We start from the raw sequence: 20,318 nt of genomic DNA on the forward strand, positions 1-20,318 counted from the left end.
TGACTTCCTAAAAAGCTGTGTCTTTCTGTGTCTTTCGATCCGGTGGCAATTGTAGGCGAACTTTATTGCCACCGGGCGATGATTCTGCCGCGTCGTTGAATGCGGCTCGGAAAGCTTGTCGGGACGAGGAACGCTATGGTGCTCAAAATCGTTAAAACCATCTGGCCGGTGATGCTTACCTATGTTGCGATAGCCGCGCCGTGCGGAATGATCATGGCGCAGACGGGAATGGAACCCTGGATGGTTTTTGCTCTGAGCAGCACGTTCGTGACGGGCAGCGGGCAGTTTATGATCTGCAATCTGTGGCTGGCAGGTGTGCCTGCGGCATCGATCGTCGCGAGCGTCGCCGCAATCTCCTCGCGCTTTGCACTTTACTCGGCATCGATCGCACCGCATCTGAGGGGTGCCTCGAAGCGTCAGACGCTGGCTGTTGCCGCGACACTTACCGAGGAGGCATATGGCATCTCGCTTGGCAAATTGGTTGAAGGGGAGGATTGGGGTCCGCTCGAGTCCTTTGTGCTCAACGTGATCCTCATCGCAACATGGGGCGTTTCGTGTACGACGGGCGCCATCGTCGGTGCCGTTGTCGATGTTCCCACCGCTATTGCGGGTTTTGTCTGCACATCGCTCTTTATCTGCCTGCTCTTTTCGCAGCGACTGTCGCGCGGCAATATCGTAGCTGCCGTTTTGGCTGCGGTGTCCGTCGCCATATGCAAGCTCTTGGGGTGGACGAATATCGCCGTGCCGGTAAGCGTGCTCGTCGGCGTTGTCGCGGCGCTTGCGTGCGATGCTCTCGCCGAAGGAAGGGGCGCTTGCGATGCCCGTTAATGAGTTTTTGGTCCTGTGGCTGTCGTCATGGGCGGCTATCGCATTTTTCCGCATTGCCCCGGCGTTTGCTTTGCGCGGGAGAACGCTGTCGCCCCGCGTTACCGAGGCCTTGGGTTATATCCCGCCCGCCGCCTTCGCGGCACTGGTTGCTAACGATTTGATAAGCCCTGGCGCTTTTGACGCCGGCTTGTGGCAGGGCTTGATTCCCTGGATTGCGGCTGCCGGCGTCGTGGCGGTGGCAATCAAGACAAAGTCAATGTTGTGGTGCTGTGTTTCGGGCATCGTGCTCTATATCGTTTTGAGCCTCGTATAAGAGCAGGACGCGTTTTCATTCCGGCCAACGAATCCAATTTCCCACCGAGGCGGTCTGCTTCTTCTGGTACCATGGTCAAACTTTACTGTAGCAAAGCGTGACGTGGGCTTTTGTTCTGCGTCAGCGGAAAAGGGGGTTTCATGGCACAGGGAGCGACCGCCAACGAGCAAAAGAAATTCAAGGTACCGCGCACCCCGGGTGACATCATGATCTACCCGATGATCGTCGGCCTTTTGCTCAATACCTTTTGCCCACAGGTCTTTGAGATCGGCGGCTTCTTTACGGCAGCCTGCCGCGGCGGCTCCAACACCATCGTTGCCGCGATCTTGCTGTTCGTGGGCGCCGGCATCAGCTTTAAGTCCACACCGGGTGCCATCAAGACCGGCATCGTCGTGCTGATTCCTAAGCTTGTGGTGGCAGCCGCGCTGGGCCTGGGCGTTGCGTATTTCTTTAACGACAACCTTTTGGGCCTGAGCTCGGTCTCAATCATCGGCGGCATTACGTTTTGCAACATGGCGCTCTACACGGGTATCATGGGCGAGTTCGGCGACGAGTCCGAGCAGGGCGCTGTCGGTATCCTGTTCTTTACGGCCGGCCCCGCCGTCACGATGATCATCCTTGGTGTTTCGGGTCTCGCCAACATCCCCGTCGGCACCATCATCGGATCCATCCTGCCGCTTGTTATCGGCATGGTCCTGGGCAACTTGTTCCCGTTTATCAAGAACCTGTTGGTTCCCGGCGCCAATCCCGCGATCGCTGTAATTGGTTTTCAGCTCGGTGCGTCCATGAGCCTTTCGAGCTTCATCGCCGGTGGCATTTCGGGCATCCTGCTGGGCCTCATCACGCTCTTTATCGTCGGTTCCATTACCTTTGCCTTCGAGCGCCTGTGTGGCGGCAATGGTAAGGCGGCTGTGGCATGTTCCACCATTGCCGGCACGGCCATGACCACGCCGGTCGCCCTCGCCGAGGTCGCTCCGCGCTATGCCGAGCTTGCGCCCACTGCGTATGCGCAGATCGCCACTGCCGTCATCATCACGGCAATCATGGCCCCGATTCTGACCGGCTGGGTCGATAAGAAGTTCTGCCAGGGCAAGGAAGACCTGTCGCCTGCCGGTGTCGAGGCCATCGAAGAGGCTGTCGCGACCGACATCGATGGCGAGTAGCAATCGATACCCATCAATGATTCCGGCGTGCAACTCGCGCCGTTTGAGCGCCCGAACGAGAGCTGTCTTGCAGTGACGTTCGGGCGCTCTGCTATTATTCCCCTTACCCCTGCGGAGAAAGGGGCGTTTATTGCCCAGACACGAATCGGGCGATTCTGACCACTTGGATATTGAAGGGAGGGCGTCTAGTGGTTAAGGCACTCAAGATTGAGATATTCCTGCTATGCATGATTGTTCTTATCGGGCTTGCCGTACGAAGCCGTCGCTCCCTGTTCTCGAGCACCCAGCAGCTTTTGTTTAGCATGCTGGGCTACACGTCTGCTGCCTACATTTTCTTCGATATGATCTGGACGCTTTCGGATGGTGCGGACGGCACGTTGGGCATTGCAGCCAACTGGATTTCCAACGCGGTTTCGTTTTCGCTCTTCGCCATCGCGTGTCTCATTTGGTTTATCTATTCCGAGACGATGCAAGGCTCTCACCTTGTGACCTCGCGCTATAGGGTGGTGCTTGTAACGTTGCCTACGGCTCTGGTGGTCGTGCTGGCTTTTACCAGTTACTGGACGCACGCCCTGTTCTATATCGATTCGCAGGGCGTGTATCGTCGCGGCTTTGCCTATATGATCCAGCCCATTGTCAGCTACTGTTACGTTATACATACGTCCCTGCATGCGTTTGTGCAATCTCGCAGGGTCGAGAGCCTGCAGACGAAGGCTGTCTATCGAACCTTGGCATTTTTCGCCATTCCGGCCCTGGTGGGCGGTACCTTTCAGATCGTATACTCGGTGCCTGGCCTTTGTGTCGGCATAATGATTAGCATGTTGCTGCTCTATATCATCTGCCAGGAGCAGCTCATCTCGACCGACCCGTTGACTGGCCTCAACAATCGCAACCGTTTTGAGACCTATATGCTGTCGCTCTTCTCAAATGTGGATCAGGCCGAAGATGTGTATCTGCTCATGATGGACGCCGACGGCTTTAAGCAGATTAACGATCAGTATGGACATGTGGAGGGCGACCATGCTCTTCAGGTTGTTTCCGCAGTACTCAAGGACGTCTGTTCGCCGTCCGGCGGCTTTATTGCGCGCTATGGCGGTGATGAGTTCGTCGTACTGCAGAAGGGGGTGACGGAGCACGACATTATCCGCCTGTGTTCGGCGATCAATAACGAGCTCTCGCGCGCCGAGACACCCTACTCGCTTCGAATGTCTATCGGCTACGCGCGCTACGGCGATGGGATCAACACGTGGCAAGAGCTTCTGCGCGCTGCCGATGCGGAGCTCTATCGCATCAAGGATGCCAAAAAGAAATCCGGCATCAAGGTTCGCTAGAAAAAGGGGCGCACGACCGTTGCGATGGTCGTGCGCCCCTTTTTGCGTTTGTGGGGGCCACCGGCCATAATGCCCAGGCGCGGTGCGGCAAGACGGGCGTCTGCAGCCGCGACTCGGTACGAAATCAACGAGAACCAGTGTGCTCCATTAAGCTAAAGTTTGCGAACATCCTCTCTAAAAAGGTGAACTCGCTAGGCTTTTTTGGGTTTGTTGACGATGATGATGCCGCCGCAGACCAACAGCAGGGCAACGATGACGGTAACGGGGCTCGTGCCAGCGCCCTCGCCGAGCAGCAGCGCGCTCAGCACCACACCAAAGACGGGGTTCATAAACCCAAAGACCGAGACGCGGCTGACGGGGTTGACGGCAAGCAGGCGCGACCACAGCGAGTACGCGACGGCGGAAATGAGTGCCATATAAATGATGAGCGCGATGGCGGGGGCGATTTCGGTGGGGGACAACGTGCCGCCCATCAAAAACCCGATGGCGGTAAGGACCACGCCACCGACTAAAAACTGCCACCCGGCAAGCAAGACGCCGTCGTGCTCGCGCGAGAAGATGCCGATCAGGCAGGTCGATAGGGCGCCTGCAACAGTGGAAGCCAAGATAAAGCCCTCGCCGTCGAGCGTAAAGCCAAAGGTGCCGTCCGCGCCCGAAAGGTTGACGAGCGCGACGCCGGCAAAGCCCAGCGCACAGCCAAGCACCTTGGCCGTATTGAGCTTCTCGGTGTGAAATGCCAGGGCGGCAAAGAGGATTGCGAGGAAGTTGGCGCTGGCCTCGATGATGGAGCTCGACATGGCGCTGGCGCGCGAGAGGCCCAGATAGAAAAAGAAGTACTGCCCGATAGTCTGGAAGAGCGACAAGACAAAGATGGGCTTGATGTCGCGCGCTTGCGGTATGAGGGGGCGGCGTTGGGCCGCGCTCATCCCAACGATAACCAGGGCGCCGGCAAGCGTAAAGCGTAAACCTGCAAAGAGCAGCTGCGAAGCGCTATCGTGCGCTGGGATGCTAAAGAGTGCGTAGCCGATCTTGATGCAGGGAAAGGCCGATCCCCAGAGTGCACAGCAAACAAGACAGCCCAGGATGAGTCCGGGCAGGGTGGCGAGATACGGCTTGCGGCTTTCCATGATGTCCTTCCTACATGCGCGAAGTAAAAAAGAACCCGCCACCGGATGTGTCGGTGGCGGGTGTTGTTACCCGAAGGGATTGTACCTGATGGGAAAGGTTTAAGCGAAGTAGGCCACGCCGCTCTCAAAGATCGGCATGAACTTATCGCCGGGGACATGCTCGGGCACGTTGCGGTACAGGTTGTCGCCGCGACGCTCGGCATGGCCCATCTTGCCCAGGACGCGGCCGTCGGGGCTCGTGATGCCCTCGATGGCGAGTGCGGAGCCGTTGGGGTTGACGGAGAGATCCATGCTGGGCTTGCCGTTCTCGCCCACGTACTGCGTGGCGACCTGGCCGTTGGCGATCAGCTGGGTGAGCACTTCGTCATTGGCGACAAAGCGGCCCTCGCCGTGGCTGATGGCGACGGTGTAGGGGTCGTCCAGGCTGCACTGCGACAGCCACGGGGACAGGTTGGACGAGATGCGGGTGCGCACCAGACGGCTCTGATGGCGACCGATGGTGTTGAACGTAAGCGTGGGCGCATCGGGCGTGGCGTCGACGATGTCGCCATAGGGCACCAGACCGAGCTTGACCAGGGCCTGGAAGCCGTTGCAGATGCCTAGCATCAGGCCGTCGCGGGCCTTGAGCAGGTCGCGAACTGCCTCGGTGACCTCGGGAGCGCGGAAGAACGCCGTGATGAACTTGGCAGAGCCGTCGGGCTCGTCGCCGCCCGAGAAGCCGCCGGGGATCATGACGATCTGGCTTGCACGGATGCGGCGGGCAAGCTCGTGGGTGCTCTCGGCGACGGCCTCGGGCGTGAGGTTGTTGATCACGAAGGTGTCGGCTTCGGCACCGGCTGCGCGGAAGGCACGTGCGCTGTCGTACTCACAGTTGTTGCCGGGGAACACGGGGATGATCACGCGCGGACGGGCGATCTTGGCGCCGCTGTACACGTGGATGTCCTTGGCACGGAAGTCGATGGTCTCGACCTCGGGGGTCTCGTCGGCGCTGCGGTAGGCAAAGACGCCCTCGATGCCGCTCTCCCAGGCCTCCTGGAGCTCGGAGAGCTCGATGACCTCGGAGCCGGTGTCGATGACATAGCCCTCGACGGTGGTGCCCAGGGGCTCGACGACAACGCCGTCGGCGACCTCGGGCAGCTCGGCATCCTCGGCGAGCTCGACGATAAAGCTGCCGTAGAGCGGGGTGAAGAGGCTCTCTACGTCTACATCATCGCCAAGCTCGATGCCGATCTGGTTACCGACGCACATCTTAAAGAGGCTCTCGGCGCCGCAGCCGTAGCCGGGCGTGGAGACGGCCAGGGCGTCGCCGGTGGCGGTGAGCGCCTCGACGGCGTCAAACGCGGCGAGCAACTGCTGGGCGTCGGGACGGTAGTCCTCGCCATAGGTGGCGGGGGCGATGCGGACGACGCGGTGCGTGAGGCCCTTGAACTCGGGCGAGACGGCGCGGGCGGCCTTGCCCACGGCGACGGCGAAGCTGATCAGGGTCGGCGGAACGTTGAGCTCGCCGGCTTCGTCCTCAAACGAGCCGCTCATGGAATCCTTACCGCCGATGGCGCCGGCACCCAGGTCGACCTGGGCCATAAGGGCGCCCAGGACGGCTGCCATGGGCTTGCCCCAACGCTCGGCCTCGGTGCGCAGACGCTCGAAGTACTCTTGGAAGGAGAGGTAGGCGCGCTTGTGCTCAAAGCCGGCGGCAACGAGCTTGGCGATGGACTCGACCACGGACAGGTAGGCGCCCGCAAACTGGTCGGCCTCCATCAGGTAGGGGTTGAAGCCCCATGCCATAGCGCTCGCCGTGGTGGTCTCGCCGTCCACGGGGAACTTGGCGACCATGGCAGAGCTCGGAGTGAGCTGCGTCTTGCCACCAAAGGGCATGAGCACGGTCGCGGCACCGATGGTGGAGTCGAAGCGCTCGGAAAGGCCCTTGTTGGAGGCGACGTTAAGATCGGTGACAAGCGAGGTCATGCGCTCGCCGAGCGTGGTGCCGGCCCAGCTGGGCTGCCACACGCTACGGGCGCACACGTGGGCGACCTGGTGCTTGGGTGCGCCGTTGGAGTTGAGGAACTCGCGGGACAGGTCGACGATGGCGACGCCGTTCCAGGCCATGCGCATGCGCGGCTCGGCGGTAACCTCGGCGATAACGGTCGCCTCCAGGTTCTCCTCGGCGGCGTAGCCCATGAACTCCTCGACGTCACCGTCGGCGACGGCGCAGGCCATGCGCTCCTGGGACTCAGAGATAGCGAGCTCGGTGCCGTCCAGGCCGTCGTACTTCTTGGTCACGGTGTCCAGGTCGACATACAGGCCGTCGGCAAGCTCGCCCACGGCGACCGAGACGCCGCCGGCGCCAAAGTCGTTGCAGCGCTTGATCAGGCGGCAGGCGTCGCCGCGGCGGAAGAGGCGCTGCAGCTTGCGCTCGACCGGGGCGTTGCCCTTCTGGACCTCGGCGCCCGAGGTCTCGATGGACTCGGTGTTCTGGGTCTTGGAGGAGCCGGTGGCACCGCCGATGCCGTCACGGCCGGTGCGGCCGCCCAGCAGGATGATCTTGTCGGTGGGGGCGGGGCACTCGCGGCGCACGTGGTTTGCCGGGGTAGCGCCCACGACGGCGCCGACCTCCATGCGCTTGGCCACGTAGCCGGGGTGATAGAGCTCGTTGACCTGACCGGTGGCAAGGCCGATCTGGTTACCGTAGCTGGAGTAGCCGGCGGCGGCAGTAGTCACGAGCTTGCGCTGCGGCAGCTTGCCCTCGAGCGTCTCGGAAACCGGGACGGTGGGGTCGCCGGCGCCGGTGACGCGCATGGCCTGGTACACATAGCTGCGGCCCGAGAGCGGGTCACGGATAGCGCCGCCCACGCAGGTGGCGGCACCGCCGAAGGGCTCGATCTCGGTCGGGTGGTTGTGGGTCTCGTTCTTAAAGAGGAATAGCCAGTCCTGGTCCTCGCCATCGACATCGACCTTCACCTTGACGGTGCAGGCGTTGATCTCCTCGGACTCATCGACATCGGTCATGACGCCGGTCTTCTTAAGGTACTTGGCGCCGATGGTGCCCATGTCCATGAGGCAGACGGGCTTGGCGTCGCGACCGAGCTCATGGCGCATCTCCATGTAGCGGTCGAAGGCCTGCTGCACCACGGCGTCGTCGATCGTCACGTCGTCCAGGACGGTGCCGAAAGTGGTGTGGCGGCAGTGGTCGGACCAATAGGTGTCGATTACGCGGATCTCGGTGATGGTGGGGTCGCGGTCCTCATCGCGGAAGTACTGCTGGCAGAAGGCGATGTCTGCCTCGTCCATGGCAAGGCCGCGATCGGCGATAAAGGCGGCAAGGCCGGCCTCGTCGAGCTCGCGGAAGCCGTCGAGCACCTCGACGGGCTGGGGCTCGGGGGTCTCCATGTACAGCGTCTCGGGCAGGTCGAGCGAGGCGATGCGAGCCTCGACGGGGTTCACCACGTAGTGCTTGATGGCATCGATGGCGGCCTCGTCCAGAGCGCCCGAGATCATATAGACCTTGGCGGAGCGCACGGCGGGGCGCTCACCCTGGCTGATGAGCTGCACGCACTCGCTGGCGGAGTCGGCGCGCTGGTCAAACTGGCCAGGCAGGAACTCGACGGCAAAGACGGCGCCATCGCTTGCGGGGAGTTCGTCGTAGGTCACATCGACCTGGGGCTCGCTAAAGACGGTCGGCACGCAGGAGCGGAAAAGCTCCTCGTCGATGCCCTCGACGTCGTAGCGGTTGATGATCCTCAGGGCCTCGATGCCCTTGATGCCGAGAATTTCGGTCAGCTCGCCCTTGAGCTGCTGAGCCTCGACGTCGAACCCGGGTTTCTTCTCCACGTAGATACGAGAGACCATTGGTTCCTGCCTTCCTGATCGGTTGGGCGTACGGTACGGTATGCGGCAGCGGTCGGTTTGCGGGGTCTGCCCTGCGGTCGCCTTGAGCCACATGTTTGTAAACCTCACTATGATACGACAGCTCGCGGCGCGTTGAGGACGGCGAGGGTGCTACAGTGAAGCGCAAACAAGAGAAAGGCATCACATGGCATTCGTTTCGCTCGCCATCATCGCACTCGTGGCCTTTGCGAGTCCCTTCATCGCCTCGGCGATTCCCGGAAAACCTGTTCCCGAGACGGTCTTTTTGCTCGTGCTCGGCGCGGTGCTGGGACCCCATATGCTCGGCGTCATCCATGTAGATGCTGAGGTCTCGCTTGTGTCCGAGCTGGGCCTGGCCTTTTTGTTCCTGCTTGCCGGCTTTGAGATCGACCCCAAGAGCATCACGGGCGTCGAGGGGCGCTACGGCTTGGCGACGTGGGCCGTCACGTTTGGTATCGCCTGGCTTGCCGTGCGCTTTACCCCGTGGTTCTCGGTAAGTCATTTCGACGGTATCGCCGTGACGCTTGCCCTCACTTCGACGGCGCTCGGTACGCTCGTGCCCATCATGCGTGAGCGCTCGCTCACCGGCACGCGCGTGGGCGACTCGATTCTCGCGTATGGCACCTGGGGTGAGCTCGGCCCTGTGCTTGCCATGTCGGTGCTGCTGTCTGCCCGCACCGGCATCCAAACGCTTGTAATCCTTGGCTTGTTTGCGGTGGTCTGCGTGTTGCTGGCCGTGGTCCCGAGCCGCTCCAAGCGCGTCGGCAGCCGCTTCTTTGCGTTTGTCGAGGAACGCGCCGATACCACGTCGCAGACCTTCGTGCGCCTGACGGTGCTCATCCTGGTCACGCTCGTGGCGTTCTCGGCCGTCTTTGATCTCGACATCGTGTTGGGTTCTTTTGCCGCTGGCTTTGTCTTGCGCTACATCATCCCCGAGGGCAACCATACGCTCGAGACCAAGCTCGACGGCCTGGCCTACGGTTTTTTGATTCCGGTGTTCTTTACCGTATCGGGCGCAAAGATCGATCTGACGGCCGTGGCGTCGCGCCCGGGTCTGCTCGTGGGCTTTATCGTGGCGTTGCTGATTATTCGTGCCGTGCCCATTCTTATTTCTATGAGCATTTGTCCTGCGACGCGTGATGTGTCGGCGTATGGTCGCATTACCGTGGCCCTGTACTGCACCACGGCCCTGCCGATCATCGTTGCCGTGACAAGCGTTGCCGTCAACGCGGGCGCGCTGTCGCAAGATATTGCGTCGGTCATGGTTGCTGCCGGTGCCATCACGGTGTTCTTGATGCCGTTGCTCGCGCAGCTCTTCTACCGCGTGGTCGACGCCGCGCCGGTCGCCGCCGTGGCAGAAGTTGCCGAGCATCCATCCGATGCGCTCGACATCCTGCGCGCCCATCACGATTTGGCGAGCCTGCTCGCACGTGAGCACGAGCTGCTGACTTCGCATGGCCATGGTCGCGTATTCGAGGGCTTGCCTACGCTCGATACGATTGCCGAGCGTCTTTCCGCCGAGGCGGCGAGCGGCCACATCGATGCCCGCATCGTGGACGCGGCGCATCTTCTTGCCGATAAGACCTATGGTGATGAGGTCGACCCGTCCGAGCTGACCCCGCGCGAGCGTCGCCGCCTGGAGCGCGCCAAGCTCGCCGTGCGCGAATACCGCCGCCGCATGCTGGAGCTCTATGCAAGAGAAGAAGCCGAGGACGACGACGGCAAGTAGCCGACACCGCCGCGGAAAATGCATCCCGGAATTGGCGTCCAGAGTGGGATGCGCTTTCCGCGAGAAGCCCGTTGCGGAAAGCGTGTCCCAGAATGCGCGCCCAGAATGGGACATAGTTTCCGAAAGAAGGCCCTGAGGGAAGCTTCGCCCCGTTCTGAGCTGAAATACCGGGACGCAGCTTCCCCTGCAAGCAGAACAAGGCGCGCTGCCTGCGGTTGATGCAGACAGCGCGCCTTTTGCGTTGGGCCTCATTGAGGTTCGAAGTAGTGGACTAGTTGGCCATGACGCCTTCGGTCCAGGCCTCAACGTCCTCGATGCGCAGGACGTTGGCGACCTCGGCTACACAGTCGACGCTGGCAAGCTCGGCGGTGGCAGCCTGGACGTCCTTCTCGAGCGCGCGGTGCGTCAGGAAGATGACCGAGCAAGTATCGCTGGCGCCCGACTTGCCGTCCTCGACCTGGTTGATGAGCGAGATCGAGATGTTGTGCTTGGCAAAGATGTCGACCGTCTCGGACAGGGCACCCACGCGGTCGGCGACCTTCAGGCGCACATAGTACTTGGTCTGGAGCTCGTCCATGGGCTTAAAGGCGAGGTTGTGACCATAGGGCTCAATCTCGGGCAGCGGAGCCACGCCGCGGCTGATCTGCTCGGAGAGCGACAGGATATCGCCCACGACGGCGCTCGCGGTGGGGAAGGAGCCTGCGCCGGCACCGTAGAACATGGTTTCGCCCACGGCGTCACCCACCACGTAGACGGCGTTCATGGCGCCGTTGACCTTGGCGAGCATATGGTCTGCCGGGATGAGCGTGGGATGCACGCGGACGTCGACGCCGGCGTCGGTGTTGCGTGCGATCCCCAGCAGCTTGATGGTGTAGCCGAGCTCGCGGGCCTGGGCAATGTCCTCGGCGCCGATGGTACGGATACCCTGCTGGTAGACATCGTCGGTGGTCACGCGGGTGCCAAAGCCGATGGAAGCGAGGATTGCCGTCTTGCTGGCGGCGTCGAAGCCGTCGACGTCGGCGGACGGGTCGGCCTCGGCATAGCCCTTAGCCTGGGCGTCGGCGAGCACGTCAGCGTAATCGGCGCCCTCGGCGTCCATGCGCGACAGGATGTAGTTGGTGGTGCCGTTGAGGATGCCGGCGATGGTCAGGATCTTGTTACCCACCAGGTCGTGCTCGAGCGTGCTGACAATGGGGATGCCGCCACCGCAGCTGGCCTCGCACTTAATCTGCACGCCGCACGCACGTGCCTTCTCGGCAAGCGTCTCGACATGGCGGCCCAGCAGGGCCTTGTTGGCGGAGACGACATGCTTGCCGTTCTCGAAGGCAGTGGTGAAGATCTCGGTTGCGGGATGCTCGCCGCCAATCAGCTCGACGACGATGTCGACGGCGGGGTCGGTGACGACATCGTGCCAGTCGCTCGTAAAGGCCTCGCGCTCAATGCCTGCCGCCTCGGCCTGCTCCCAAGCAAGCGCGCAGGCGCGGGTCAGCTTAAGGTCGATGCCGTAGGCTGCCAGGTACTCATCGTGGTGGCTCTTGATCAGACGGGCCACGCCGCCGCCGACGGTTCCCAGACCGATCAGACCGACGTTCACGGTGCGCAGGGGTTCGCTCATAGATAACTCCTTCGTGCATCTTATGGATGGATAAACCGCTTAAAGGTTGAGTGCATTCTAGCGTGAACCGGGGGCGCGTGCTCGCCAGGCAACAGGAGCCGCACAAAACGGCACCCCCGAAACGCTGCGGAAACATTGGAAACACGCTCGCTACAAACGGACTTCCGTAACAAACTGTCAACGTTTGCGCCATAAGGTTTGCCCTGTACCGCAAGACGGCCGCACCGCGGCCAGCGAAAAAAGGGGGACACCATGTTCAACATCAACAGCACGCTCAGCCGTAGGAACTTTCTCGCCGGCGCTGCGGCGCTCGGCAGCACCGCAGCACTCGCTGGTTGCTCGTCGGGTGGCTCGGACGGCGGCACCGCCGATGACGGCAAGACCTTCAAGATCGGTGTCATCGGCCCTCTGACCGGCGCCGCGGCAACCTATGGCGTTTCGGCCGAGAAGGGTGCCAAGCTTGCCGCCAAGGATTTCTCGACCAAGGACCTCAAACTCTCGCTTAAGTCCGAGGATGACGTCGCCGACGGCGAGAAGGCTATCAACGCCTTCAATACCCTGTGCGACTGGGGCATGCAGGCGCTCGTCGGCCCCGTCACGACTGGTGCCGCCGTCGCTGTCTCGGGCGAGATCGCCGACGATATGCTCATGGTCACGCCTTCGGCCTCGTCGCTCGACGTGACCAAGGATAAGACAACGGTCTTTCAGGTTTGCTTCACCGATCCCACCATGGGTGCCAGCGCCGCGAAGTTCTTGGCCGAGAAGTATGCAGACGCCAAGATCGCCCTGTTCTACAACTCCGGCGATACGTACAGCTCGGGTGTTGCCGATGCCTTTGCCGAGCAGGCCAAGGAGTCCAAACTTGATATCGTCGATACCGAGACCTTTAAGGACGACTCCTCCACGAGCTTTACCAACCAGCTCACCAAGGCCAAGGAGGCCGGCGCCACGCTCATCTTTGCGCCGATCTACTACACGCCGGCGTCCGTTTTGCTCAAGAACGCCAAGGACATGGGATACGACATGACCCTCATGGGTACCGACGGCATGGACGGCCTGCTCTCCGTTGAGGGCTTCGACACCTCCCTTGCCGAGGGCGTGCTGCTCATGACCCCGTTCTCTGCCGACGATGAGAAGAACGCCGACTTCGTCAAGGCATATAAGGACGCCTACGACGAGACGCCTAACCAGTTTGCCGCCGATGCCTATGACTGCGTCCATGCGATTGTCGAGGCTATCGATAAGGCAGACATCGACATCACGGCCGACGGCGCCGACATTGCCGGCGATCTTGCCAAGGCCATGCGCAAGATCAAGATCGAGGGCCTGACGGGCGAGCTCACGTGGAACGACGAGGGCCAAGTCGAGAAGCCCGCCACAGCCTATGTGATCCAGGACGGCAAGTACATCGCCGCCTAAGTGCGCAAAAGTGCGACCGGTGAGGCCGTTTTATTCAGGGCAGGGACGCTTGTAACGGAATGGAAACATTACTTTCACACAATAAAGTGGCTAAACTGCATAAACCAATAGAAATACGCATAATTATGGATAAACGGACAAAACAAAAGAAAAGTTGAAATAATCGCCACTTTTCTCAACTAAAGCGTCTACTATTTTGCGAACGCCGAACACGGCGAAGGATGGCCTGTTGGGTAACCGAAACCCGACGAGATTTGAGAGGAGAGCCGCATGTCGAGCCTCACCGGTAAGTCATTGAACCCTGTTATGAATCGCAGGAGCGTTATCGCGAGCGCAGCAGGTCTGGGGGCGATGTCTATTCTAGCTGGCTGCTCCTCCAACGGCGGCGACAGCGGTCCCGCTTCGGGCGACGCTTCGTTTAAGATCGGCACCATCGGCCCGCTGACCGGCGCCAACGCGTCCTACGGCAAGTCCGTTACCCAGGGTGTCGAGCTTGGCTGCAAGGATTTCTCGACCAAGGAGCTGCCGCTTGCCAGCAAGGCCGAGGATGACCAGGCCGACGGCGAGAAGGCCGTCAACGCCTTTAACACCCTGCTCGACTGGGGCATGCAGGCCCTCGTCGGCCCGACCACCACGGGTGCGTCGGTTGCCGTTGCCGCCGAGTGCGGTAACGACCCCGAGACGTTCATGATCACTCCGTCCGCGTCCTCCGAGGACGTCACCAAGGGCAAGGATTGCGTCTTCCAGGTTTGCTTTACCGATCCCAACCAGGGCGTCAACGCTGCCAAGTTCCTGGCGCAGAAGTATGCGGACGAGAAGTTCGTACTGTTCTATAACTCCGGCGACGCCTATTCTTCGGGCATCGCAGATTCCTTTAAGGTTCAGGCCGCTAAATCCAAGCTCGAGATTGTTGACGAGGAGACCTTTAAGGACGACTCCGCCACGAGCTTTACCAACCAGCTCACCAAGGCCAAGCAGGCCGGCGCTACCATGATCTTTGCGCCGATCTACTACACGCCGGCGTCCGTCCTGCTCAAGAACGCCAAGGACATGGGCTACGACGTCAAGATGATGGGCTGCGACGGCATGGACGGCATCCTGGGCGTTGAGGGCTTCGACACCTCTCTTGCCGAGGGTCTGCTGCTCATGACCCCGTTCTCCGCCGACGACGAGAAGAACGCCGACTTCGTCAACGCTTACAAGGATAAGTATGGCGAGACTCCGGACCAGTTTGCCGCCGACGCTTACGACGGCGTGCACGCGGTGGCCGAGGCCCTCGAGGAGGCCGGTCTTGGTGTCGACGCCGACCCGACCGAGGTCGCCGAGAAGCTGCCTAAGGCTATGCTCAAGATTACCGTTGACGGTCTGACCGGCAAGCTCACCTGGAACGATAAGGGCCAGGTCCAGAAGGAGCCCACGGCGTACGTCATCACCGACGGCAAGTACGTACAGGCCTAATAAGCCGCCTTACATAGAGCGGTTTTGATCCCAAGCAGGGGAGGTTTTGGCCTTCCCTGCTTGCTTGGTATCTAGGGACAGTGTAACGTCCCTGTTTCATACATTAACTGGAAACCTATTCGAAAGGGGGATGTGGAACATGACGGTCTTTATCCAATACCTGGTCAACGGCCTGTCCATGGGCAGCGTCTACGCCATCATCGCGTTGGGCTACACCATGGTCTATGGCATCGCCAAGATGCTGAACTTCGCTCACGGCGACGTTATCATGGTCGGTGCCTATGTCTCGTTCTGCGCCACGTCGTATCTCGGCCTCCCGGGCTGGGCATCTGTAATTCTCTCTTGTGTGGTCTGTACCGTTCTCGGTGTTCTCATCGAGGGTCTGGCATACAAGCCGCTGCGTCAGGCGGGCCCGCTGGCCGTTTTGATCACGGCCATCGGCGTGTCTTACTTCCTGCAGAACGCCGCGCAGCTTCTGTGGGGCGCCACGCCCAAGAACTTCACTTCGCTCGTCACCTTCCAGGTGCCGGAGTTCTTGGCCAAGTTCAATGTAAGCGCCGTATCGCTCGTCACCATCGTCGCCTGCCTGGTTATCATGGCCGGCCTGATGTTCTTTACAGGTAAGACCAAGATGGGCAAGGCAATGCGTGCCGTGTCCGAGGACAAAGCCGCCGCTCAGCTCATGGGCATCAACGTCAACCGCACCATCTCGATGACGTTTGCTATCGGCTCCGCCCTTGCTGCCATCGCCGGTGTGCTCCTGTGCTCCTACTCGCCGGTCCTGCAGCCCACCACGGGCGCCATGCCTGGCATCAAGGCCTTCGACGCTGCCGTTTTCGGCGGCATCGGCTCCATCCCCGGTGCCTTTGTCGGTGGCATTCTCATCGGCATCATCGAGGCGATGGCGCAGGCCTACATTTCCACGAGCCTTGCCAACTCCATCGTCTTTGGTGTTTTGATCATCGTCCTGCTCGTCAAGCCTGCCGGCCTCTTGGGCAAGTACGTCCCCGAGAAGGTGTAGGTGAGCGTTATGAAGTTTCTTAAAGACAAGCAGACGCGTCACGACTTTGTTACGTACGCCATGTGCCTTGTGGCGTTCGCCATCGTGTTCTTTATGCAGTCCAACCACATGATTCCGCGCATGATCGCCGGTCAGCTGGTTCCCATCACGGCCTATATCGTCATGGCCATCTCCCTCAACCTCGTCGTCGGCATCGCGGGCGACTTGTCGCTGGGCCACGCGGGCTTTATGAGCGTCGGCGCCTACACGGGCATCGTCACCGCGGTCGCCCTCGAGAGCGCCGTTCCCTCCGATCCGGTGCGCCTTATCATCAGCATCGTGGTCGGCGCCATCGCTGCCGCTATCCTGGGCTTCTTGATCGGCATCCCGGTCCTTCGCCTGAGCGGCGATTACCTGGCTATCGTGACGCTGGCCTTTGGCGAGATTATCAAAGAGATCGTCACCTGTCTCATTGTGGGCGTCGATTCCCGCGGCCTGCACGTGATCTTTAACATCACGGGTAACTCCACAATCGACGATCTGCACCTGCTCGAGGACGGTACCGCCATCATCAAGGGCGCCCAGGGCGCCTCGGGCGTGTCGACGTACTCGACCTTCCTCGCCGGTGCCATCCTGGTCATGGTTGCGCTCGTGATCGTACTCAACCTGGTTCGCAGCCGTACCGGCCGTGCCATTATGGCCGTGCGCGACAACAAGATCGCTGCCGAGTCCGTGGGCATCTCCGTCACCGAGTACCGCATGATCGCCTTCGTGGTTTCCGCCGCTCTCGCCGGCGCTGCCGGAGCCCTCTTCGGCGGTAACTTCTCGCAGCTTTCCGCTACCAAGTTCGACTTCAATACGTCCATCCTCATTCTGGTGTTCGTGGTCCTCGGCGGCCTGGGCAATATGCGCGGCTCCGTTATCGCCGCGGCGCTGCTCACGGTGCTCCCCGAGCTGCTCCGTCAGTTCTCGGACTACCGCATGCTCATCTACGCCATCGTGTTGATTCTGGTCATGGTCTTTACTAACAACCCACAGCTCAAGGCGTTCTTCGCACGCATTAAGGACCGCTTTGCTTCCAAGAAGGAGGTGGCAGCCGATGCCCAGTAAGTTTGAGTTCAACAAGGGCAAGATGGTCCCGTATCCTTCTGGCGCCATCGTTCCCGACCGCGACCTGGGCCAGCGCCCGGCGCTCGAGTGCATTCACCTGGGCATTGAATTCGGCGGCCTTAAGGCGGTCGACGACTTTAGCCTAACCATCGGCAAGACCGAGATTGCCGGTCTCATCGGCCCCAACGGTGCCGGCAAGACCACGGTCTTCAACCTGCTCACCAAGGTGTACCAGCCTACGCACGGCACCATCCTGCTCGACGGTGAGGACACTTCGGGCAAGTCGGTCTACCAGGTCAACCGCATGGGTATTGCCCGTACGTTCCAGAACATCCGTCTGTTCAACACCATGACGGTGGAGGATAACGTTAAGGTCGGCCTGCATAACCAGGAGCGCTACTCCGGCTTTGAGGGCGTGCTGCGCCTGCCGACGTATTGGAAGCACGAGAAGGCCGCCCACGAGCGCGCCATGGAGCTGCTGTCCATCTTTGATATGGAGCACCTGGCAAACGAGCAGGCCGGATCGCTGCCATACGGCGCTCAGCGTCGTCTGGAGATTGTCCGCGCGCTTGCCACCAACCCCAAGCTACTGCTGCTCGACGAGCCTGCCGCCGGCATGAACCCGTCCGAGACCGCGGAGCTCATGGAGAACATTGTCAAGATCCGCGACACCTTTGGCATTGCCATCATGCTTATCGAGCATGACATGTCGCTCGTCATGAACATCTGCGAGGGCATCTGCGTGCTCAACTTTGGCAAGGTCATCGCCAAGGGTACGGCCGAGGAGATCCAGAATAACGACGCTGTTATCGAGGCGTATCTGGGCAAGCAGGATAAGGGGGAGAACTAAATGGCAGAGCCGATGCTTTCCGTCTACAACATCAACGTCTGGTACGGCGCCATCCACGCCATCAAGGACATCTCCTTTAACGTCAACGAGGGCGAGATCGTGGCCCTGATCGGCGCGAACGGCGCCGGCAAGTCCACGACGCTTAAGACCGTCTCGGGCCTGCTGCGTTCCAAGACCGGCTCCATCAAGTTTATGGGCGAGGACATTACCCATACGCCTGCCGATAAACTGGTGGGCAAGGGCCTGGCCCAGGTGCCCGAGGGCCGTCGCGCCTTTTTGCAGATGACGGTCGAGGAGAACCTGGAGATGGGCGCCTACACGCAGCCCAAGTCCACGGTGGCTCCGGGCCTTGAGCGCGTCTACGAGCAGTTCCCGCGCCTTAAGGAGCGCCGTCGCCAGGTCGCCGGCACCCTTTCGGGCGGCGAGCAGCAGATGCTCGTTATGGGGCGCGCCCTTATGAGCAACCCCAAGCTGCTCATGCTCGATGAGCCTTCCATGGGTCTGGCGCCGATTCTGATTGAGCAGATCTTCCAGATTGTCGAGGACCTGCACAAGGCCGGCACCACGGTGCTTCTGGTCGAGCAGAACGCCCAGATGGCGCTTTCAATCGCCACGCGCGGCTACGTGCTCGAGACCGGCAAGATCACCATGACCGGCAGCGGCCAAGAGCTGCTCCACGACGACAACGTCCGCAAAGCCTACCTGGGCGGCTAGATAGTTACGCGGTTTTACCAAACCGCGTAACGGCTCGACGCTGCGCGAGCGCCAGAGCGACAACTTGTCATTCAAAGAGGGCGGCATGACCAGAAGGTCAATGCCGCCTCGTTTCAAGGCACCTTGCTCGCTCTGGCGGGCTTTCGCTCATATGACCCAATCCGCTGTCAAGAGCCACAATGGCCCCGCCGACCGCTTGCAATCGGTCGGCGGGGCCTGCCGTTAACCCGTCCCGGTCCGCCCCCGGCATGTCGTCGACGCCTTCGGCTCAGTCTCATATCCGCGGATACCGTTCTGTCGGCCCGCACTCCATTCCTTCGGCGGGGTTCCCCAAGTCTGTCGGGGCGCATGCGGAGGGCTCCGCGCGCACAGCGAAATAGGGGGTGTCCCCGAAGGCCGCCCGGCTCGCCGGGACGGGGGCTATGTCTATTCCGCGCCCTCCCGGCACATCATGCCGAGGGCCCAGAGCCACCTCACGAGCTCGGCCGCGGTGGCCGCGTTGGCCTTCGCCGCGGGCATGCCGCGGGCGAGCATCTCCTCGCGCCGCCGCAGGAGTCGCTCGGACCCCTTCCTCCCGTGCATCCTTATCTCGAGGGGCACGCCCGTGTCCCTCGGCATGAGCTTCGGCTGGTGCCGTGCCGCGGCGTAGCACCATGAGCCCTCAACGGCCAGCTTCCTCACGAGCGCGTTGCCCGCGCCGCTGATGCCTCCGAGCCGCACGGAGTCGCCGCTCGACCTCTGACTCGGCGCGAGGCCGAAGTAGGCCGTGACCTGCCTTCCGGAACGGAACCTCGTGAAGTCGCCGACCTCGGCCGAGAAGGCCGCGGCCAGCGCGAAGGCGCAGCCCTTGATCGACTGGAGGGCGGCCACCTCCGCGGCGATCGGGCTGGCATCCACGGCCGCCCTGTACTCGGAGAGCAGGTCCGCCCGGGCCTCCGCCGCGGCCTCGACCTCGTTCCTCAGGGCGGCGAGCGTCCGAACCCCGCCATCGTCCTCCGGCCTGACCTTGTCGAGCCACCTCAGGAAGTCGTAGGTCCAGTACTTCCTCGGGTTGCCGGCGGGCGTGGTGCCGCCGTAGGCGAACCCTCGCTTCGCGAGGAAGGCGAGCAGCCGCTGCTTGGCGGTCGCCAGGCGCGCGGTCGCCCCGTCGTAGGCGCCGGCGAGGTCCCTGATGCCTTCGACCTCGGGGGAGGGGACCCATACGGGGGAGATGTCGTGGGCGAGTATCGCCTTGGCCATCCTGGCGGCGTCGTTCCTGTCGTTCTTGGAGGCCGAGTCGGCGGCCGACCTGGGGATCTTCGAGACCGCGGCGACGACGCACTCGACGCCGAGCCCGGCGAGCTCCCTCTGCGGGGCGAAGCCGAGGTAGCCGCTCTCGTAGGCCGCGAGCGACGGCCCGGGGAACCCGTCCATCCACCCGGCGATCTCGCCCCAGGGGTTGCCGGGGAACCTCCTCGTCACGGCCTCGCCGGTGTCCGCGTCGAGGGCGCAGACGGTGGTCGACCTCAGGTGGACGTCCATCCCGAACGCGGTAGAATACTTTGGCATGGGAGCCTCCCAACCTCGTTGCGGCGCGGCTGCGCCTATGGCACTTCAACATCATTGTCGCAGCCCCGACCCGCGGTCACGAGCGGGGGCTCCTATCTTTTTAGTGCCCTCGGATTGGGTCATAGTGTCTGTCGTTGCCAAAACATCGACGTTGTGGCAGATGCCAACGACTACCCCCTTTATGTTGCGATGGAATAGGGACTAAATGGGAGCCTCAGAGGCCAAAACAGTCCCTATTCCACCGCAACT

At 61.6% G+C, this 20,318-nt stretch carries 15 protein-coding genes; 11 read left to right on the forward strand and 4 right to left on the reverse strand.

Translation table 11 applies throughout. The features are described from left to right. Positions 1-135: 135 nt before the first annotated feature. The 4 genes from ACGHEN_RS02980 to ACGHEN_RS02995 all read left to right on the forward strand — a co-directional run bounded on the left by ACGHEN_RS02980 (position 136) and on the right by ACGHEN_RS02995 (position 3,635). Entirely contained in the window at positions 136-828 is a 693-nt protein-coding gene (locus ACGHEN_RS02980) for an AzlC family ABC transporter permease (protein ID WP_225093338.1), read from the forward strand. Then, positions 818-1,141 carry an AzlD domain-containing protein gene (locus ACGHEN_RS02985; RefSeq protein ID WP_225093339.1) on the forward strand — a complete coding sequence of 108 codons (324 nt, stop codon included), beginning with the start codon at positions 818-820 and terminating at the stop codon, positions 1,139-1,141. Before ACGHEN_RS02980 ends, ACGHEN_RS02985 begins: the two co-directional genes overlap by 11 nt. Positions 1,142-1,281: 140 nt before the next feature. Further along, entirely contained in the window at positions 1,282-2,304 is a 1,023-nt protein-coding gene (locus ACGHEN_RS02990) for a 2-keto-3-deoxygluconate permease (protein ID WP_390397257.1), read from the forward strand. Between the two features lie 188 nt (positions 2,305-2,492). Next, positions 2,493-3,635 (forward strand): diguanylate cyclase, encoded by a 1,143-nt coding sequence (locus ACGHEN_RS02995; RefSeq protein ID WP_225093341.1) that lies wholly within the window; start codon positions 2,493-2,495, stop codon positions 3,633-3,635. 191 nt (positions 3,636-3,826) lie between these two features. Here ACGHEN_RS02995 and ACGHEN_RS03000 read toward each other — a convergent pair whose 3' ends face one another. Both ACGHEN_RS03000 and ACGHEN_RS03005 read right to left on the reverse strand, forming a co-directional pair. Beyond that, positions 3,827-4,762: a DMT family transporter gene (locus ACGHEN_RS03000; protein WP_271747521.1), complete on the reverse strand. Its 936-nt coding sequence runs from the start codon at positions 4,760-4,762 to the stop codon at positions 3,827-3,829. Positions 4,763-4,861: 99 nt separating this feature from the next. Next, the gene (locus ACGHEN_RS03005; RefSeq protein WP_390397258.1) at positions 4,862-8,608 is read right to left on the reverse strand and encodes a phosphoribosylformylglycinamidine synthase; all 3,747 of its coding nucleotides are present in this window, start codon (positions 8,606-8,608) and stop codon (positions 4,862-4,864) included. A 184-nt stretch (positions 8,609-8,792) separates the two neighbouring features. On the opposite strand from ACGHEN_RS03005, the gene ACGHEN_RS03010 reads away from it, so the two are divergent. Beyond that, positions 8,793-10,355: a cation:proton antiporter gene (locus ACGHEN_RS03010; RefSeq protein ID WP_196026051.1), complete on the forward strand. Its 1,563-nt coding sequence runs from the start codon at positions 8,793-8,795 to the stop codon at positions 10,353-10,355. Between the two features lie 271 nt (positions 10,356-10,626). On the opposite strand, the gene ACGHEN_RS03015 is transcribed toward ACGHEN_RS03010, so the two are convergent. Continuing rightward, a complete protein-coding gene (locus tag ACGHEN_RS03015; RefSeq protein WP_195919453.1) occupies positions 10,627-11,970 on the reverse strand; it encodes a homoserine dehydrogenase in 1,344 nt (447 codons plus the stop codon). A 252-nt stretch (positions 11,971-12,222) separates the two neighbouring features. Here ACGHEN_RS03015 and ACGHEN_RS03020 point away from each other — a divergent pair, with 252 nt between their 5' ends. The 6 genes from ACGHEN_RS03020 (at position 12,223) to ACGHEN_RS03045 (ending at position 18,521) form a co-directional block, all read left to right on the forward strand. After that, complete coding sequence (locus tag ACGHEN_RS03020; protein ID WP_089573311.1) at positions 12,223-13,389, forward strand: ABC transporter substrate-binding protein; 1,167 nt, start codon at positions 12,223-12,225, stop codon at positions 13,387-13,389. Positions 13,390-13,659: 270 nt separating this feature from the next. Then, the gene (locus ACGHEN_RS03025) at positions 13,660-14,847 is read left to right on the forward strand and encodes an ABC transporter substrate-binding protein (protein ID WP_390397261.1); all 1,188 of its coding nucleotides are present in this window, start codon (positions 13,660-13,662) and stop codon (positions 14,845-14,847) included. A gap of 139 nt (positions 14,848-14,986) precedes the next feature. Beyond that, entirely contained in the window at positions 14,987-15,868 is an 882-nt protein-coding gene (locus tag ACGHEN_RS03030) for a branched-chain amino acid ABC transporter permease (RefSeq protein ID WP_117582912.1), read from the forward strand. A gap of 9 nt (positions 15,869-15,877) precedes the next feature. Continuing rightward, on the forward strand, positions 15,878-16,957 hold the full coding sequence (locus ACGHEN_RS03035; protein WP_390397263.1) for a branched-chain amino acid ABC transporter permease: 1,080 nt from the start codon (positions 15,878-15,880) through the stop codon (positions 16,955-16,957). After that, positions 16,947-17,807, forward strand: a complete 861-nt coding sequence (locus tag ACGHEN_RS03040; protein WP_089573307.1) for an ABC transporter ATP-binding protein — start codon at positions 16,947-16,949, stop codon at positions 17,805-17,807. The genes ACGHEN_RS03035 and ACGHEN_RS03040 overlap by 11 nt, the downstream gene beginning before the upstream one ends. A 12-nt stretch (positions 17,808-17,819) precedes the next feature. Beyond that, positions 17,820-18,521 carry an ABC transporter ATP-binding protein gene (locus ACGHEN_RS03045; RefSeq protein WP_117774297.1) on the forward strand — a complete coding sequence of 234 codons (702 nt, stop codon included), beginning with the start codon at positions 17,820-17,822 and terminating at the stop codon, positions 18,519-18,521. Positions 18,522-18,947: 426 nt separating this feature from the next. Here ACGHEN_RS03045 and ACGHEN_RS03050 read toward each other — a convergent pair whose 3' ends face one another. After that, the gene (locus tag ACGHEN_RS03050) at positions 18,948-20,069 is read right to left on the reverse strand and encodes an IS110 family transposase (RefSeq protein ID WP_117846440.1); all 1,122 of its coding nucleotides are present in this window, start codon (positions 20,067-20,069) and stop codon (positions 18,948-18,950) included. Positions 20,070-20,318: the final 249 nt, after the last annotated feature.

The organism is Collinsella sp. i06-0019-1H4 (assembly GCF_042849575.1).
Taxonomy (GTDB): Bacteria; Actinomycetota; Coriobacteriia; order Coriobacteriales; family Coriobacteriaceae; genus Collinsella.

Bases quoted from the DNA above. Each gene is read 5' to 3' on its own strand.
- ACGHEN_RS03040 (WP_089573307.1), top strand. From the start codon at position 16,947: ATGCCCAGTAAGTTTGAGTTCAACAAGGGCAAGATGGTCCCGTATCCT.
- ACGHEN_RS03025 (WP_390397261.1), top strand. From the start codon at position 13,660: ATGTCGAGCCTCACCGGTAAGTCATTGAACCCTGTTATGAATCGCAGG.
- ACGHEN_RS03050 (WP_117846440.1), bottom strand. From the start codon at position 20,069: ATGCCAAAGTATTCTACCGCGTTCGGGATGGACGTCCACCTGAGGTCG.
- ACGHEN_RS03015 (WP_195919453.1), bottom strand. From the start codon at position 11,970: ATGAGCGAACCCCTGCGCACCGTGAACGTCGGTCTGATCGGTCTGGGA.
- ACGHEN_RS03010 (WP_196026051.1), top strand. From the start codon at position 8,793: ATGGCATTCGTTTCGCTCGCCATCATCGCACTCGTGGCCTTTGCGAGT.
- ACGHEN_RS02990 (WP_390397257.1), top strand. From the start codon at position 1,282: ATGGCACAGGGAGCGACCGCCAACGAGCAAAAGAAATTCAAGGTACCG.
- ACGHEN_RS02985 (WP_225093339.1), top strand. From the start codon at position 818: ATGCCCGTTAATGAGTTTTTGGTCCTGTGGCTGTCGTCATGGGCGGCT.
- ACGHEN_RS02980 (WP_225093338.1), top strand. From the start codon at position 136: ATGGTGCTCAAAATCGTTAAAACCATCTGGCCGGTGATGCTTACCTAT.
- ACGHEN_RS03020 (WP_089573311.1), top strand. From the start codon at position 12,223: ATGTTCAACATCAACAGCACGCTCAGCCGTAGGAACTTTCTCGCCGGC.
- ACGHEN_RS03035 (WP_390397263.1), top strand. From the start codon at position 15,878: ATGAAGTTTCTTAAAGACAAGCAGACGCGTCACGACTTTGTTACGTAC.
- ACGHEN_RS03030 (WP_117582912.1), top strand. From the start codon at position 14,987: ATGACGGTCTTTATCCAATACCTGGTCAACGGCCTGTCCATGGGCAGC.
- ACGHEN_RS03045 (WP_117774297.1), top strand. From the start codon at position 17,820: ATGCTTTCCGTCTACAACATCAACGTCTGGTACGGCGCCATCCACGCC.
- ACGHEN_RS03000 (WP_271747521.1), bottom strand. From the start codon at position 4,762: ATGGAAAGCCGCAAGCCGTATCTCGCCACCCTGCCCGGACTCATCCTG.
- ACGHEN_RS03005 (WP_390397258.1), bottom strand. From the start codon at position 8,608: ATGGTCTCTCGTATCTACGTGGAGAAGAAACCCGGGTTCGACGTCGAG.